This is a genomic window from Oribacterium sp. NK2B42 (assembly GCF_000424445.1).
Lineage (GTDB): Bacteria > Bacillota > Clostridia > Lachnospirales > Lachnospiraceae > Oribacterium.
The window spans coordinates 20,819-38,281 of record NZ_KE384189.1 but is presented as its reverse complement, the minus strand read 5'-3'; the positions used below and the strand labels follow the sequence as shown (position 1 = coordinate 38,281).

The following is a 17,463-nucleotide window of genomic DNA, read 5'->3' as shown; positions in this document are numbered from 1 at the left end:
GCCTTTCGCATTATAATTTTGTCACGGTGATCGGTTTTGGTGATCATGCCGTATACTCATTTCTTACTGAGAAACGAATTTTATTGGTGATATTTCACAATTACCTGCCTCACTTAAGTGTTGACGTCATTATATTATGCAGTTAAACTAAGTAAAACTTAATCAGAACTGCTTCTAAGACTTAATTATATTAAGTTTACATCCAGGATTAAAAATCAGACTAATCGACTGGTATTTAATAACAAATAAATATCAAGGTCTTTATGCAAGTTGCTTATATATCTATTCTTTTTTATGTTCCTCATGACATGTATAAGCTTTTTGCATAAACCTTTTGCTGCAATTTGTAATTTCAAAGCAAACAAAAAAGATAAGGAAATGAATTGAATGGATCTGAAACCTTTAGAAAATATCATTGCAATTTATAACGAGGAAAGCATAGCAAAAGCGGCTGAAAAGATGTATATGACTCAGTCTGCCCTTAACCAGCAGCTTCTGAAACTTGAAGCTGAGCTTGGTACTCCCCTTTTCGAAAGACGCTATCATAAGCTTATTCCGACTTTTGCAGGTCGTATCTATGTGAATGCCGCAAAAAATGTTTTACAGATAAAAAACGAGACCTATAAGATCATAAGAGACAGTGCCAGGAATTCAGTTGGTGAAATCTCAATCGCCTGCACTCCGGAACGTGGAGCGGCTACATTTTCGGACCTTTATCCTCAGTTTCATCAGGAATATCCGGATTTCAGCATCAAATTTCAGTGCGCAAGAGTTCCCAGAATGGAGCAAATGCTCCTGCATCGTGAAACAGAATATGCTTTTCTGAGTTACTCAAAAGAAAGGCCTCTGAACCCTTCTTTTGAGCATATAGATCTGGCTCCCGAGGATGTGATACTGGGGCTTCCGTCTTCGCATCCTTTGGCTCACCTTGCAGGAAAAGAAAGCTGGAAGACTCTTCCGCTTATAGATCTTAATCTGTTAAAAGATGAGAATTTCATCATGCCTTCCTACGAAACCATGCTCCGTGGAATGCTGGATAAGGTTTTTAGTGAATATAATATTCATCCGAAAATTCTATTTGAGTCAAGCAGCTCTGTTACTATACTCAAAATGGCCATTAACCAGATGGGGCCTGCGTTCTTTCCTCAGTCCTATGTTAACGAGAATTTCCCGCTTGCGTATTTCAGAATCAAGGAGGATCTCAACTGGATGAGGTGTGTGGCCTATCTCAAGGGGACGTATATCACCACGCCTGAGAGGCGGCTCTTTGAGCTTTGGAAACAGGTGATATCAAGTCCGTCTATTATCATGGTATAAATGGTACGGAGCTCGAAATCGGCTGCCCTTCGGGGACGGTTCTCGCCGGTAGGGACGGTTCTCTGCCGGCGAGAACCGTCCCCGATGGCTTCGATGGTGAAAAAATACGGTACCTGATATCACTATCAAGTACCGTATCGATCTACTTATCAAACTATTACAGGAGCTCCTGGTAACCAGGAACGTAGAGGTGTCTTGGAATTCCGTCTACCATTACGGCTCCAACATCACCCTGAATGAGAGGACGAACATATGTGATGAACTCGTTTGTTACATATGTTCCGTCCGGGGTAATCCAGTTTCTCGGAACGAGACGCTCGTCGTTAGCGATCTTGTGAACGTCCTTAACTTCTGTTCCGGCCTGATATGGATCGTCGGAAAGTCTCTGGATAACAACCATCTTTCCGCTGTCGCCTTCGTCTGCGGCCTTCATTGCGGCACCGCCTACCTCGTAAGCTTCAAGGATATCAACTCTGGAAGCACAGTGGCTTGCTGCTCTCTGAAGAGTTGAAAGCTCGATGGAACGGGTCTTGCAGCCGATCTCCTGTGAGAGAACATTGCAGAGATATCTTGCTGTTCCTGTAAGCTGCTTATGTCCGAAGGCATCTACATACTCTGTAGCATTTCCGAGCTCACTGATATAGGTTCCGTCTGCTGTATGGATACCTTCTGAAATAGCTATAACTATCGAACGTTTCTTCTCAAGAAGCTCCCTGCACTTCTGAACAAATGCCGGAACATCAAACGGTAACTCAGGAAGATAGATAGCATCAGGTCCGTCACAGTCCTCACCCTTTGAAAGTGCTGCCGCACCGGTGAGCCAGCCTGCATTTCTTCCCATGATCTCAACAACGATTATCTGTCCCTTGCTGGTCTCAAGGCTCCATCCGTCACGGATGATTTCCTTTACAGAGGTTCCGATGTACTTGGCTGCTGAACCATAGCCCGGTGTGTGATCTGTAAGAGCAAGGTCATTATCAATTGTCTTAGGGCATCCTACAAAGCGAACGTCTGAACCTGTTACGATTGCGTAATCTGAAAGCTTCTTGATGGTATCCATGGAGTCATTACCACCGATATAGATGAAGCAGTCGATTTCGAGGTCTTCGAGGATCTTGAAGATCTTCTCGTAAACTTCCTTGTTCTCATAGATATCTGGAAGCTTGTATCTGCAGGATCCGAGGTAAGCTGACGGAGTTCTCTTCAGAAGCTCTGCATCAAGTCCTGTACGGATATGCTCTGAAAGATCGATATATCTTCCCTCCAGAAGTCCCTGAACACCGTGGATCATTCCGTAAACCTTCTTGTATCCTCTGTCCTTGGCTGTTCTAAAAACTCCAGCCAGAGATGAATTGATGGCTGCTGTAGGACCTCCGGACTGTCCAACTATAACATTTCTCTTTACTTTTTTGCTCATAGGGTATCCCCAACCTTTCCTGCACTCCCCTGGTGCATCTATTTATTGGTACATTATACCATAAAAATCTCCGATTTTGAAAAATAATAGGATATTTTTTCCAATTTTCTCCAAAAAATGAGTCAGATCAGCTCGGAATAAACAGATTAAAGCATGTGCTCCGGGTCGTTTTTTCATAAACAAAAAGACAGGTCAGCCAAATGCCAACCTGCCTGATTATTATATATAGATGATCAAAACTTTGTTTATCAGAAATTAACGTACTGGTTATATGCATCAGGATTTGAGGCTTCTCCCTTTATAGCCTGATACAGCACGGCGTCAGCATTCATCTTATATGGACGAACATAGAAGAGACCGGCGATACCGCAGGTTACTAAAACCAGAAGATTCCAAAGGATAAAGGACCAGTCATAGATGAAGCAGTTCATCTTCTGTCCCTGCATCATTTCCCTTGATTTTCTGAGTGCATCCGGTCCGCTGATGCCAGGGTTTTCGGCAAGGATATAAGGAACCAGTCTGAAGGAGTAGCTGAGTATGACTCCCGGAATGATGAAAGCTATATATCCCAGGCCGATAAACAGATCCTTCAGGAAAATGCCCAGAACATTGTTCTTATAGTTCTGTGAATATCCGTCTCCTATAATCATGGGCTGTGGTCTTCCTGTCTGATTCATCAGGAAGAATTTGCTGCAGCCTACTTCCAAAGGATTTATAACAAGAATCTTTAACACAATTCCAAACACAATTATCACACCAAGCACAGCAAGCACTGCCACCAGTATCTTTGCTGCATCAGGATTATTTTCAAGCTGCTCTTTGATCTGCCCCTGTCTTGATCTGTAGGTTGAACCTGATGCCATAAAGAAGATTGAGTAGATCAAGGATACCAGAACCGAATTCCAGTAATTGTTTTTGAATGCCGCTTTTCCGCGGGCTTTAATCTCTGCTCTGTTCCACATAAAAAATCCCCCTCAGTAATGTAAAAACGTATATTAATATTATCTTCCACTGATAATTGTATCACAAACTATTTCACTCCGCATTTTTCGTTATCACTACCGGCCAGACAGCCACAACGAAGAACCACATCAAAAATCGTGCGATAAAGTGTCCCCAATGGCCGCCAAGGGCTGCAACGATTGTTGCAGGTGCAAAGAACTCTTTCCAGGAAAAAGTGATCAGGAATCCGACAAATCCAAGAATCGGAAGATTCTTTGACCCTACCGGTATTTCGTATTTGATAAAATGTCTTTCAAAATAACTGCCGGCCAAAAAGCCTGTAAATGCGCCGCAGGCTTTAAAAGTGTCATTCATCATCTTGACCGGATCCACCAGAAGCTTACCGTCTACATAATCCATGGGATAAGGCTTCACCATGATATAGATCAATGAAGCTATAACCACCAAAAGACCGATAAAAGACAATCCGTCAAGTATCTTTTCATCACCATCAATTTTCTTAATAGCTTTATCAACTGCGATGATAATGATCAATGTTGAAACGAATCCGACAACAACATCCTGCGGAGTATGAACACCCAGAAAATTCCGCGAGAAACCGGTCAATGCTATGAGAACTCCGCCCAATATGGCAAGCCACCTACGTACATCCTTTTGCCATAAAGTAACGGTTCCGTACACAGCCGTTGCCTCCGTGGTATGCCCGCTGGGGAAAGAGTATCCTGTGGCAGCCACCTTGGAATCTCCAGCCGGTTCGATGAGATCAGAACGTATCCAGGGACGGTATGCACATACTGTCAGTTTGATGATTCCATTCAAAAGTCCCGCCAAACCGAAGGTTGTGATGAACCGATATCCCCATTTCTTATCGACACACCAGAAAATAAAAAACGGCAAAAACGGCATCAGATCCACCGCCACCTTTGATATACCGTTAAAAAACTCATCAAACACTCCGCCGGAAGCATTTCTTAGTTCCTGAAGCCATAACAGATACTGAATATCCATTGATTTCCCTCCTTATAGATGGTCTATTCTATGTGCTTACTTCGACACTTTTCCAAAGGATTATAAACATAAACTATCAGAAACCAATAGGGACGGATACTGACCTCCTCGCCTTTTCCCGTCATCAATTGAAATAGTTTTCACCATTTCGAAAACCAGAAAATAAATGAGTCTTCAATGTCAAGCAATCCTCACAGTGCCGTTTTAGGAAAACAGAAAAAAAGAGTCTTCAATGGCAACTAGCCTTGCTGCTTGAAAGAACATGGAGCGAAAAAATTCCGTCATGGATGAACACGTAAGTGTACATCCATGACGGAATTTTTGAACGTAATGTACTTTCAACGCAGTGGGGCGTTGACATGAAGACTCTTTTTTTCGTCCGCGAAGCCACAGACTCCCGTCAGCATGAAGACTCATTTTTTTCGTCCGCCTTAGAAAACCTATACTCATCTCACGAGACAAGGCTTCTTATGATCATATTTCCATCCGGGAATGAGATACTGCATTGACTTCGCATCATCTCTGTCATGGCTTGGAAGACTGTTGTACAGCTTGTTAGCCTCCATAACCCTCTCCATGTTGAGATGAACTCCGAGGCCCGGTGCCTCAGGAACCTGAAGCTTACCGTCTACGATCTGCGGTGTATCATACAGGAGATTCTGGCCATCCTGCCAGATCCAGTGAGTATCCAGAGGAGCAGGATCACCAACCGCAGCTGCACCAACCTGTGCAAATGCAGCAAGGGTGATATCAAAATGGTTGTTGGAGTGAACACCCCATGTAAGTCCCCAGGAATCCAGTAGCTGTGACATACGGATAGCACCGTCAAAGCCCCAGAAATGAGGATCCGCAAGGATGATATCGCAGGCATTGAGACTTACTGTGTGATAGAACTGACGCCAGTCTGTAGCGATCATGTTCGTAGCCACCTGGAACTGTGTTGCATTCTTAAACTCACGCATTATCTCACGGCTTGAGTAACCTGCCTCAGGACCGCAAGGGTCTTCCATATAGGTAATGACATTATGCATATCCTTACAAAGGTCTATAGCCTCCTTAAGGCTCCATGCGCCGTTAGGGTCAATGTTTATACGCGCATTCGGAAAACGCTTCTTAAGTGCTCTGCAGGCCTCCATTTCATCAGCGCCTGCCAGAACACCGCCCTTAAGCTTAAAGTTCTTGAAGCCATACTTCTCGGTTAGCGCTTCAGCCTCTTCAACGATTCTTTCAGGAGTAAGGATCTCTTCTCTTCTTAAACGGAACCAGGGATCCATACTGCTGCTCTCATCAAGATACTGCATATCTCCTGCAGGAACCTTCTTCTTGTCGGAAACATAGAAAAGGTATCCAAGCATCTCAACCTCTTTACGCTGCTGGCCCTCTCCGAGAAGGTCACACATGGGAACACTGAGATACTGTCCCATAAGGTCAAGCATGGCACACTCGATTGCCCACTCACTCTTTACTACAAACTTAAGCTTTGAAATATCCAGTGTCTGTATGCCCTCTCCGTCATCAGCGGCAGAAGGATTTGCAGCTTTATGGATCTTCTGAAGTATCTGACGGTACTTTGCTATGGGCTGTCCCTCAACCAGCGGTCTTACAGCTTTTAAACATTCGCATGTATAATCGCCTCCGTGGATTTCGCCGATACCCTGATGTCCGGCATTATCCTCAAGGATAACCAGGTTTCTGGTAAAGCATGGAGCATGACATCCTGATAATGTCATCATCATGCTGTCATATCCCGCAACGGGAATCACCTGCATTTTGGTAATAATTGGTGAGTCAGTCATTGTAATCCCCCCTAAAGTCTAAATACGTCAGACTATTAATGATGTGAAGTTCTGACGCTTCATATTTATTTAAATCAGCCAACGAGTAGAGGAAAACTTATCCCTCTACCCGTAATTTTTTTTAATTGCCTGATCACGCAGATAGACCTGCATCAGGTAATCAGATACTATTTTCATTAATCATCTGACCATGCATGGACGCTTGTTATCGAACTTCCATCCCGGAATCAGATACTGCATCCCGATAGCGTCATCACGTGCTCCAAGGCAGTTATCAACGTAAAGCTTGTTAGCCTTCATGATCTGCTCACGGTCAACCTCGATGCCTAGACCTACAGTCTTGTCGATATCATTAATGCATCCGCCTACGATCTGCATAGGGTTCTTTGTAAGGCGCTCTCTGCCTTCCTGCCAGATCCAGTGGGTGTCGATTCCGTTAAGCTTGCCGGGAACCGCAGCTGCACACTGTGCTACCATTGCAAGTGATATATCGAAGTGGTTGTTGGAGTGGCAGCCCCACATAAGACCGAAGTCGTTGCAAAGCTGACCTACACGTACGGATCCTTCCATGGTCCAGAAGTGAGGATCTGCAAGAGGGATATCTACGCTCTTGAGCTGGATGCAGTGTCTCATCTGTCTCCAGTCTGTATCGATCATGTTTGTGGCAGTCGGCATACCTGTCTCCTGCTTGAACTCAGCCATGATCTCACGTCCTGAGAAACCGTTCTCGGCTCCGCATGGATCTTCGATATATGCAAGAACCTTCTTGAGTGCAGGTGCTACACGTACTGCCTCTGCAAGACTCCAGCAGCCGTTAGGATCGAGGTCTACTCTTGCATTAGGGAATGCTTCCTTTATTGCTGTAACAGCCTTAACTTCCTCATCAGGAGTGAGAACACCACCCTTAAGCTTGAAATCCTCAAAGCCGTACTTCTCATGAGTTGCCTTTGCAAGAGCTACGATATGCTCCGGATCCATAGCCTCCTCATGACGTAGTCTGTACCAGTCACAGTCTGAATCAGGCTCTTCCTCGTATGGAAGATCTGTCTTCTTTCTGTCTCCTACATAGAAAAGATATGAAAGGAATCTTACTGACGTTCTCTGGATTCCGTCACCCATAAGGGATGCTGCAGGAACCTCAAGGAACTTGCCCATAAGGTCAAGGAGTGGTGCTTCAATCGCAGTAACTACATGTACACCGGTACGGAGATCGAAGGTCTGGAGACCTCTTACGTCATCCTTTATGTTCTCATCAAGCCATGCTCTTACCTTGTTAAGAGTGTTCTTATAATCTGAAATCTTTGTTCCGATAACAAGATCCTTAACTGCCTCAAGAGCGTTTGTGATCTTCTGTCCGCCCGGAACCTCACCTACACCTTCAACACCGTTTGAATCTGTAAGGATAACGATATTTCTTGTGAAATATGGTGCATGAGCTCCTGAAAGGTTAAGCTCCATACAATCGTGACCTGCAACAGGGAATACTTCCATCTTAGAAATTACTGGAATCATTTTTCTTCTCCTTTTCCATGTGAGAGCAGTATAATGTCTGCTTCTTTTTTATTGTACCTTCCGGTACATCATTTCTAATTTTTTATGGTAAAACCCCGCTGTCGACTTACGTGGTCTTATCTCAACAGTAATTATATATATTGAGCCAGCTCTGCAATGTGAGTAAGCTCAGGGTAGGGATCACGCATCAGCGTTTTCTCATCCGGTTCATATTTAGATGAGAAACCTGCAGCAAGAAATCTGTTTTTTATGAAAACATCTAAAGTATTTTCAGATACAGCTACCCCAATCTTGCCCGGTGTATAATCAGAAAGTGCTTTAACCTTATTCAAAAAGCTGTCATTTGGAAGCCTTGATGATAAAGCATTATCGGCAGATCCATCAGATGCCGCTCTGGACGCTTCAGTATCTCCGGATTCACACGCTGTTATGTATAAATGAAACCGCTTTGGAAATCCTTCCGGAAGTTCGGCCTCTTTGTAACCTGACATGTCAAAAAATGATTTTCTTGCAGCTTCACTCATAAGCTCATCTTCCACGATTACGGCTTTTATACCTGTGGTTTTTGGAAACTCCAGGTGAGACCAGTTTCCGGTACTTACTTCTGCTGCTATTCCCTTATCATTTTTTCTTTCAACAACAGTAATATCAGAAGATGAAATAACTGTATTATCTTTACTGCCCTTTATACTTTTAAAAGCCGCAAAGGTCTTTTCAACAAATGGAAATATATGGGCGCTTTTAACCATGGATTCATCAACAGAAGTACCCTTTTCCTCTATTTCCGAGGCATTGATCTTCTTAAGGGTAGTCAGTGAAATGTTGGCATTTTCACAATTCCTGACGTAATCCTTCTGAAACCTGCGAAATACAAAAAGCTGAAGAAACAGCGCCACAACCAGAAGTGCCAGTGTGATATAAAATTGTTTCAAAACCGAAACTGCCAGTACCATTACCAGTACTGCTATCATCAGATATGCTGTATAGCGAACCTTTTTGTTTTCGCTTTTTAACTCCGAAATGTACTCATTTACTGATTTTGACGTATTCAATTTATCGTCCTCCTTATAAAAAGCCGTTTTACATTCTTTATCGGAATGTAATAATAATCAGCTTTATTTTAACAGGATTTAAGATCATAAAAAGATACTCTTTTCATCATCTTAAACTCTTTTAAAAAGTGAGTGGGAGGGACAGCATCCTCTCCCACTCATTTAGATCTTAGGAGTAAGATTATTTATAAAGAAATTTCAGGGTGATTAAGCATTAGCCTTCTACAGAAGCTGCGATCTCCTTGAATGTCTCAAGGTAAGCCTTGTCATTAGCCTCTGAATCAGCTGCTGAGAGATAGTAAGGATTGATCTGCATGTTCTTGAGATCTTCCTGGCACTTCTCATTGTCAACTACAGCCTTTGTTGTGTTCTCGAACCACGCGATAACAGAAGCATCTGTTCCTGCAGGGAAGTAGAATGAATAGTCACAGTCAGGATATACGAAATCGATTCCCTGCTCCTTAAGTGTAGGAACATCCGGCATAAGCTCTGATCTCTTCTCTGTAGGGATACCTACGCAAAGGAACTGGCCTGCATCGATGTAATCCTTTGTGTTAACGAAGGCACCCGGCATCATGTCAACCTGGCCTGAAAGCATTGCAGTAACCTTATCTGAGTTTGATCCAACGTCTACGAGATCAAGGTCGATACCTGCAATCTGCTCGAACTTAAGGAACTCATAGTATGTATAAGCACCAACCTCTGTACATGCCTTAAGTGTTCCCGGATTTGCTTTTGCAGCATCAAGGAAGGCATTAAGGTCTGCATACTTCTCAGGATTTACATAGAGACCCTGTGCATCATTCTTTGCAAATGTTGGTCCGAGTGTAAATGCTGTGTAATCATAATCTGTGATACCTGCAACGTTAGCAACGTTTACAAGGTTGTGGCCGTAAAGAACTGTAAGACCATCATTAGCCGCTGAAAGAACCTGGTTAGCTGCTACAGATCCTGAAGCACCTGAAGCGTTAACTACTACGAAGTCAGCACCTGTAGCTTCCTTTGCATACTGTGCGAAGATTCTTGCTGAAAGGTCTGTATCTCCACCTGCACCTGCGGGAAGAACCAGAGAGATAGGTCCTGATGGTGTCCAGTCTGATGATGCTGCTGCAGCATCTCCTGAAGCTGCTGTTGTCTCTGCTGCTGCAGCTGCGGCTGTTGTTTCAGCGGCCTTTGTCTCCTGAGCCTTTGTCTCTGCCGGCTGTGATGAGCCACATGCTGCAAGGCTTAATGCCATTCCACCTGCAAGTACTGCTGATAAGATTCTTTTTTTCATAGTTTTTCTCCTTTTGGGCTTTGCCCTTGATGTTTAGGTGCGTGTTACCTCACCTTTATTTACTCTTCCTTTAGGGAAGATATTTACTTAGGTTACGTTGATTCGAATGTATAAAAGTTCTTTTTAATTCCCGGATCAACCAAAGTCTGTGCATTGATCCGGTTATTTGTTTTTATGCTTTTGCCGCTGCCTTCTTCTGCTGTGCTGCTTTTACCTCTTTAAATACTGACCAGATAAGTACGCCGCAGGCTACGAACCAGAAGAAATCGAAGATCGGATGTGTAAAGAAAGCACCGAAGCTCTTGTAGCTCATGATACCTCTTCTCAGGTAAGTCTCTGTCATTGAACCTACCAGGAAACAAAGAACGAATGGTGTGGTCGGAAGCTTGAACTTGTGGTAAATATATCCGACGATACCGAATACGATGATTGACTGTACATCAAATACTCTGTTGTTTGTTGCATAAGCACCAACTGCGCAAAGTACAAGGATAAGAGGCATAAGGATGTGCTTTGGAACCTTAAGTACCTGTACGAATGCCTTGATACATGTCCATTCAACTACCAGCATGATAAGGTCGCAGACCATACATGCAGCGAAAATACCGTATACAACGTCTGCATTCTTTACGAAGAGAAGCGGACCTGCCGAAAGCCCGTGAATAAGGAAACCACCGAGCATCATAGCGGTAACACCGTCACCCGGGATACCAAGAACCAGAAGCGGAATCATTGCACCACCGATGGTAGCATTGTTGGCACACTCTGTAGCTACGATACCTTCAGGCTCGCCCTGTCCGAAGGTCTCAGGATGCTTACTCATGTTCTTTGCTGTTACGTATGAAAGCATACCTGAGGTTGAACCGCCGATACCGGGAAGGATACCGATACCGGTACCGATAATGGCTGATCTCAAAGCTCCCGGGAGCCATGAAATAAATTCCTTCATTGAGAAGCCGAAGCCCTTAACCTTTGTTACAGGGATTGTCTGAACGCCCTTGGCATTCATCTCCTCTGCCGAAATAAGGATATCTGCTACGGCGAAAATTCCGATAAGTGTTGTAAGCTGGTTGAAACCTGCCAGGAGATCCTGATTTCCAAATATGAATCTCGGAGTTCCGTCGATAGGTGCCATACCTACGAAGCAGAATACAAGTCCGAAGAGACCTGCCAGGAGACCCTTTACCATGTTCCCTGAGGAAAGGATCGCCACCATGGTAAGTGCGAAGAAGCAGATACCGAAGTTCTCAACCGGTGTGAACTTGAGGGCTACATCCGCAAGCATAGGCGCGAAGAAGGAAAGGATGAAGAATGAGAAAAGTGATCCAAGGAAGGAGAACACGATTCCGATTCCGAGTGCTCTCATGGCCTCGCCCTTCTGAGCCATTGGGTAACCGTCAAAGGTTGTTGCTATGGATGATGCTGTACCCGGCATGTTGAGAAGTATTGCCGAGATAAGACCACCGGAGATACCTCCGATATAAACCGCAACCAGGACGTTCATACCAAGTGAAGCTTCCATTGTGAAAGTAAGAGGAAGCATCAGGGCAACCGCCATGGATGCTGAAAGACCCGGGATGGATCCGAATACGATACCGATTGCTACACCGGCAACCATAAATGCTATTGAAATCGGCTGGCAGACACCAAGGAAAGCAGCTCCTAACTGTGCTAATGCATTCATTTTGAACCCTCCTTAATTAAAATGCCAGGATTCCGCCGGGAAGAACGATCTTGAAGCCGTAACGGAAAAGGAAATAAACAACTACTGTGAATACTACATCGATGATCGCGTACTGGATGAGATCCTTTTTGGTTCTCTTATTATCAGGAGCCAGGATGTAGATCTGAATGATGAGATAAACCAGTGTGCTTACGATGAAGCCTACAGGCTTAAGAATGTTAACATAGATGATGGCAGATACAAGACTTCCGAGAACTCTCTTATAGTCCGATGTATCCTTGAAGCCTGAAGCCTCAAGCTCAGCTGCATTGGCCTTGAAACCTGCAAAGGTCTGAACCAAAAGGATGCCTGCAAGAATCAGGATGATAGCTCCTACTAAGGTTGGCATGAAGTCCGGTCCGATCTCCATGACCTTGGATTTCGGAAGAGCCTTTGCTCCGATGATAAGAGCGATGCCCAGAACTGCGTAAAAGATGCCGACAACGAAGTCGCCATATTTTTTAAAGAACATTTAAGTTCCCCCTTTCTTTACCGGTGACCCGGATGTTCTGCCATTCAGCAGAAAGTTTATCTTTCATAAGATTTGAAATCTTATTCAATTCGATAATAAATTCGGAAGGAATTTCCTTATCTGTTGTAATATTAGAATAACTGATGTGAAACCTCATGTAAAACTCGTAATTCTAATGCAAAATTAAGCAAAACTTATGCATAACACGTTAACCATAAGTTTTACTTTCAGTTTAACTAATGGATACATTAGCAAATCTAATGTTAATAATTTGACACAAAGTTATATTAATGCAAATTTTTGTAATTAATACTTTGTTCCAAGATTTTTCAACAAAAAAAGGATAACGAAACTTATGGGAGTTTTCGCTATCCTAATCTTTGAAATCCACGGGGGACGATTCTCGCCTGCGAGAACCATCCCCCGTGGATTTCTTTAAACGGAAAATCTGATAAATTGTCAAAGGCTCTATTATCTGATCATCTTATCATGCATGGACGCTTGTTATCGAACTTCCATCCCGGAATGAGATACTGCATTCCGATGGCATCATCACGTGCGCCGAGGCAATTGTCGACGTAAAGCTTGTTTGCCTTCATGATCTGCTCACGGTCAACCTCGATCCCGAGACCTACAGTCTTGTCGATATCATTAATGCATCCGCCTACGATCTGCATAGGGTTCTTTGTGAGGCGCTCTCTGCCTTCCTGCCAGATCCAGTGTGTGTCGATTCCGTTAAGCTTGCCCGGTACTGCAGCTGCGCACTGTGCTACCATTGCAAGTGAGATATCGAAGTGGTTGTTGGAGTGGCAGCCCCACATAAGACCGAAGTCATTGCAAAGCTGACCTACACGTACGGAACCCTCCATTGTCCAGAAGTGAGGATCTGCAAGAGGGATGTCTACGCTTTTGAGCTGGATGCAGTGTCTCATCTGTCTCCAGTCTGTATCGATCATATTTGTGGCAGTAGGCATACCTGTCTCCTGCTTGAACTCAGCCATGATCTCACGTCCTGAGAAACCGTTCTCGGCTCCGCAGGGATCCTCAATGTATGCAAGAACCTTCTTGAGTGCAGGTGCAACACGTACAGCCTCTGCAAGGCTCCAGCAGCCGTTAGGGTCAAGGTCTACTCTTGCATTAGGGAATGCTTCCTTTATTGCTGTAACAGCCTTAACTTCCTCATCAGGAGTGAGAACACCACCCTTAAGCTTGAAATCCTCAAAGCCGTACTTCTCATGAGTTGCCTTTGCAAGAGCTACGATATGCTCCGGATCCATAGCCTCCTCATGACGGAGTCTGTACCAGTCACAGTCTGAATCAGGCTCTTCCTCATAAGGAAGGTCTGTCTTCTTTCTGTCTCCTACATAGAAAAGATATGAAAGGAATCTTACAGATGTTCTCTGGATTCCGTCACCCATAAGGGATGCTGCGGGAACCTCCAGGAACTTGCCCATAAGGTCAAGGAGAGGTGCCTCTATAGCAGTTACTACATGCACACCGGTACGAAGATCGAAGGTCTGAAGACCTCTTACGTCATCTTTTATATTCTCATCAAGCCATGCTCTTACCTTGTTAAGTGTGTTCTTATAATCAGAAATCTTTGTTCCTATAACCAGATCCTTTACTGCCTCAAGCGCGTTTGTGATCTTCTGTCCGCCGGGAACCTCACCTACACCTTCAACACCGTTTGAATCTGTAAGGATAACTATATTTCTTGTGAAGTATGGTGCGTGAGCTCCTGAAAGGTTAAGCTCCATACAATCGTGACCTGCTACAGGGAATACTTCCATTTTTGTTATTGTTGGAATCATTTTTTCTCTCCTTATCTATCTCTATAACCTTGCGTTTGTTTCACGCTTATTTCTATGACTGAAGTTTATTCCGATGTGAATGCTAAGTAAAACACATATAACTGAGAGATGACTAAGTAAAACTTCTTGAAGTTGGTGTATTGCTAAGTTTTGCTCATAAATGTAGAATACTCTTATATAGGAAATACGGATCGGAGGATATATGGATTTCAGAATCTGTGAATACATTGTTGAAATTGAAAAAGAAGAAAATATCACCAAAGCGGCCAGGAATCTTTTCATCTCCCAGTCAGCTTTGAATCAGCAATTACTGAAACTGGAAAAGGATCTGGGCACCCAGCTTTTCTTCCGCTCAAGGACAGACTGGCATCCTACGGAAGCCGGGAAGATATATCTTGAAGGAGCAAAAAAAGCTCTTCTTATCAAGCGGGAAACCTATAAAAAGATACATGATATCGCCCATACCGGAGAGTCAGATCTTAAAATTGGGCTTACTACCGGAAGAGGAATCCATATGTTCACTTCAATTTACCCGGATCTCCATTCAAAGTTCCCTGACCTAATAATTACACCCATTGAAATGGGATTGTTCAAACAGACAGAAGCTCTGGCAAGCGGCGAGATAGACATTGGCTTTGTAACGTTAAGAGACGACCAGCGTGGCAACTTTGATTATACCCTTGTAGGTAAAGAAGAAATGATCGTTCTGGTTCCCGCCATGCATCCTATGTGCGGGGATTACAGTATGGATAATGGGCAACTCCCCATCATCAATCTAAAGAGCCTTGAATTTGAGCCCTTTACTCTCATGTCATCAAAATCCAGTAACCGTCAAATTGTTGATGACATTTTCAGCCGAAACGGATTTATACCCACCATACTGATGGAAACCAACAACACTGCAAGTATTCCCTCCCTGGTTGAGACTTCCCTTTGCTGCGCTATAATCCCACGATACTATGCGGATACTCAAAGCGAAAAATACAGGTGCTTCGCCCTTCCAAGCCACCCCTCCTGGGATCTATGCGTAGCAACCCGTAAAGGTTCCTATCTCACCGACGCCGAGAAGGAATTTATAAAACTCGCAAAGGAATATTGGTTAAGACATCTGATCCCCGTACAGACAAACTGAACTGTTACAAATAGGCTATATAGATCATGTTAATCCATGTAGTGTGTATTGACTAAGATAAACGTGAATGCTATCATTTTAATTGAAAAAAGGTGCTACCGGTAGACGGTTAGCCCACAGACATTTTGGTTAAAAGTAACCGTTCAGTTTCCTAGGCTGAGGGCGGTTACTTTTTTGTCATCTTGCAAACTAAGTCAAATATTATATATAATAAACACCCGGAAGTAAGATATCCTGTATCTCACTTCCGGGTGTGATCATCTTTTATTCTAGGTTATCGGAGCCGGATTGAATACGCAGAGGTCGTTTGCAAAACCGTACTGCTCGGTGTATGGCTTCTTGATGCCTGATGCAACATCAAGGATAAAATCCAGAAGCTCTTCGCCCTGCTCTGCGATGGTCTTGTCGCCTACTGCCGCAGGACCTGCATTGAAATCAATGATATCAAACCACTGATCCTTCATCTCGTTTCTGGAGCAAAGCTTGATAACCGGTGCAGCAGCAAGACCGTAAGGTGTGCCGCGGCCTGTCATAAATACTTCAAGACCCATTCCGGATGCAAGCTGTGAAGGACCGCATACGAGATCTGACGCAGGTGTTGCCGCAAAAATCTCACCATGTTTTGTTGGACGGTCTCCGGGTGAAAGGACCTCAACAATTGGTGATGAGCCGGACTTGGCGATGGATCCCATGGACTTCTCGATGATATTGGAAAGACCACCCTTCTTGTTACCCGGTGTGGTATTGGCCCCACGGTCAACTCCGCCGTTTCTCAGGTAGCTGTCGTACCACTTCATTTCCTCTACAAGTCTCTTGCCGACTTCTTCATTTATACATCTCTCAGCTATAAACTGAACTCCGTCTCTTACCTCAGTTACCTCTGAGAACATAACTGTTCCGCCGCCGGAAACTATGAGATCTGCCGCATAGCCGGCTGTAGGATTAGCTGTGATTCCTGAGAATGCATCCGAACCTCCGCACTGCATACCAACCAGAAGATCTGACAAAGGAAGCTCCTCTCTCTTTCTTTCATTAAGGATCTTAAGCTTCTTTTCCGCCATTTCAATGATGGCATCCATCATAGCCTGATAACCTTTGTGTTCCTGGAGGACAACAACATTATCCTTATTGTTAAGCTCAGGCCACCACTCACAGAAACGGTCAACTGTGAACTTCTCGCAGCCGAGACCTACAAGCATAAATACACCGCCGAAATTCGGGTGCATGGCAATGTTTCTGATAATCTTCTGTGGAATGTAGGCATCGGGTGCATCAATGGCAACACCGCAGCCGTAGGGATGATTGATAGCCACAACGTCGTCAACATTAGGATACTTGGGAAGGATCTCAGCCTTGATCTTTTTAATGGCAACGTTGAGAACTCCGGCAACGCACTGTACTGTGGTGTTGATGCCGAGAATGTTTCTGGTTCCGGCATAGAAACCGTTAGGATTCTTATATCCCATCCAGGTAGTTCTCTTGGGCTTCGGAAGATCTGTCCTTAGGTTTGTGGCAAACTTCATGCTGTCAAGATCCGGGGCCGGAGCCATAATGAGATTTTTCTCATTTACCCATCCGCCAACGGGTATATCCTCTGATGTAGTTCCGAGGCAGACACCGTATCTTATAACCTCAGTGCCTTTCTTTAATTCCTTTAATGCTATTTTATGTGCCTGAGGAATATCAACCGCAGTTACAACACCCGGCATAACCTCTGTTCCCTTAGGCAGGTCATTAATTGCAATGGCAACATTATCCTTTTCTGTTATCTGGATACATAATCTTTTGGCCATATGAACCTCCGTATCTATTAACATTTACAAAACTTTTCGTTCCGTGTAGAATAAGTATAATTTCATCGATAAGATAAGTAAAATTAATTAATGTGAATCTTCTATAAGTTTTGCTAATTTGCAATCAGTGGCCGCTCTACCTGAAATCTGTATACCTGATATCAGGATATAACGGCTCTCATCGAGGAGAT

At 43.9% G+C, this 17,463-nt stretch carries 13 protein-coding genes; 2 read left to right on the top strand and 11 right to left on the bottom strand.

What is annotated here, in order from left to right; genetic code table 11:
• Nucleotides 1-387: 387 nt before the first annotated feature.
• Nucleotides 388-1,317, top strand: coding sequence for a LysR family transcriptional regulator (locus G625_RS0116625; RefSeq protein ID WP_029201994.1), 930 nt, complete (start codon nucleotides 388-390; stop codon nucleotides 1,315-1,317).
• A gap of 157 nt (nucleotides 1,318-1,474) precedes the next feature.
• Here G625_RS0116625 and G625_RS0116620 read toward each other — a convergent pair whose 3' ends face one another.
• From G625_RS0116620 to G625_RS0116570, 10 genes are all read right to left on the bottom strand, one after another.
• Nucleotides 1,475-2,734 carry a 6-phosphofructokinase gene (locus G625_RS0116620; RefSeq protein WP_029201993.1) on the bottom strand — a complete coding sequence of 420 codons (1,260 nt, stop codon included), beginning with the start codon at nucleotides 2,732-2,734 and terminating at the stop codon, nucleotides 1,475-1,477.
• Nucleotides 2,735-2,982: 248 nt separating this feature from the next.
• On the bottom strand, nucleotides 2,983-3,696 hold the full coding sequence (locus G625_RS20605) for a DUF975 family protein (protein WP_044933345.1): 714 nt from the start codon (nucleotides 3,694-3,696) through the stop codon (nucleotides 2,983-2,985).
• Between the two features lie 73 nt (nucleotides 3,697-3,769).
• Nucleotides 3,770-4,705, bottom strand: coding sequence for a phosphatase PAP2 family protein (locus tag G625_RS0116610; RefSeq protein WP_029201992.1), 936 nt, complete (start codon nucleotides 4,703-4,705; stop codon nucleotides 3,770-3,772).
• Nucleotides 4,706-5,151: 446 nt separating this feature from the next.
• Nucleotides 5,152-6,501 carry an enolase C-terminal domain-like protein gene (locus G625_RS0116605; RefSeq protein ID WP_044933342.1) on the bottom strand — a complete coding sequence of 450 codons (1,350 nt, stop codon included), beginning with the start codon at nucleotides 6,499-6,501 and terminating at the stop codon, nucleotides 5,152-5,154.
• A gap of 180 nt (nucleotides 6,502-6,681) precedes the next feature.
• Nucleotides 6,682-8,013 carry an enolase C-terminal domain-like protein gene (locus G625_RS0116600; protein ID WP_029201990.1) on the bottom strand — a complete coding sequence of 444 codons (1,332 nt, stop codon included), beginning with the start codon at nucleotides 8,011-8,013 and terminating at the stop codon, nucleotides 6,682-6,684.
• Nucleotides 8,014-8,144: 131 nt separating this feature from the next.
• On the bottom strand, nucleotides 8,145-9,065 hold the full coding sequence (locus G625_RS0116595) for a hypothetical protein (protein WP_029201989.1): 921 nt from the start codon (nucleotides 9,063-9,065) through the stop codon (nucleotides 8,145-8,147).
• 214 nt (nucleotides 9,066-9,279) lie between these two features.
• Nucleotides 9,280-10,341 carry a tripartite tricarboxylate transporter substrate binding protein gene (locus tag G625_RS0116590; RefSeq protein WP_029201988.1) on the bottom strand — a complete coding sequence of 354 codons (1,062 nt, stop codon included), beginning with the start codon at nucleotides 10,339-10,341 and terminating at the stop codon, nucleotides 9,280-9,282.
• Nucleotides 10,342-10,513: 172 nt separating this feature from the next.
• A complete protein-coding gene (locus G625_RS0116585; RefSeq protein ID WP_029201987.1) occupies nucleotides 10,514-12,025 on the bottom strand; it encodes a tripartite tricarboxylate transporter permease in 1,512 nt (503 codons plus the stop codon).
• Between the two features lie 16 nt (nucleotides 12,026-12,041).
• Nucleotides 12,042-12,536 (bottom strand): tripartite tricarboxylate transporter TctB family protein, encoded by a 495-nt coding sequence (locus G625_RS0116580; protein WP_029201986.1) that lies wholly within the window; start codon nucleotides 12,534-12,536, stop codon nucleotides 12,042-12,044.
• A gap of 479 nt (nucleotides 12,537-13,015) precedes the next feature.
• Nucleotides 13,016-14,347 (bottom strand): enolase C-terminal domain-like protein, encoded by a 1,332-nt coding sequence (locus G625_RS0116570; RefSeq protein WP_029201985.1) that lies wholly within the window; start codon nucleotides 14,345-14,347, stop codon nucleotides 13,016-13,018.
• A gap of 202 nt (nucleotides 14,348-14,549) precedes the next feature.
• Between G625_RS0116570 and G625_RS0116565 the strand changes: the two genes are divergently transcribed.
• Nucleotides 14,550-15,479 (top strand): LysR family transcriptional regulator, encoded by a 930-nt coding sequence (locus G625_RS0116565; protein ID WP_029201984.1) that lies wholly within the window; start codon nucleotides 14,550-14,552, stop codon nucleotides 15,477-15,479.
• A 269-nt stretch (nucleotides 15,480-15,748) separates the two neighbouring features.
• Here G625_RS0116565 and G625_RS0116560 read toward each other — a convergent pair whose 3' ends face one another.
• On the bottom strand, nucleotides 15,749-17,272 hold the full coding sequence (locus G625_RS0116560) for a UxaA family hydrolase (RefSeq protein ID WP_029201983.1): 1,524 nt from the start codon (nucleotides 17,270-17,272) through the stop codon (nucleotides 15,749-15,751).
• Nucleotides 17,273-17,463 lie beyond the last annotated feature (191 nt).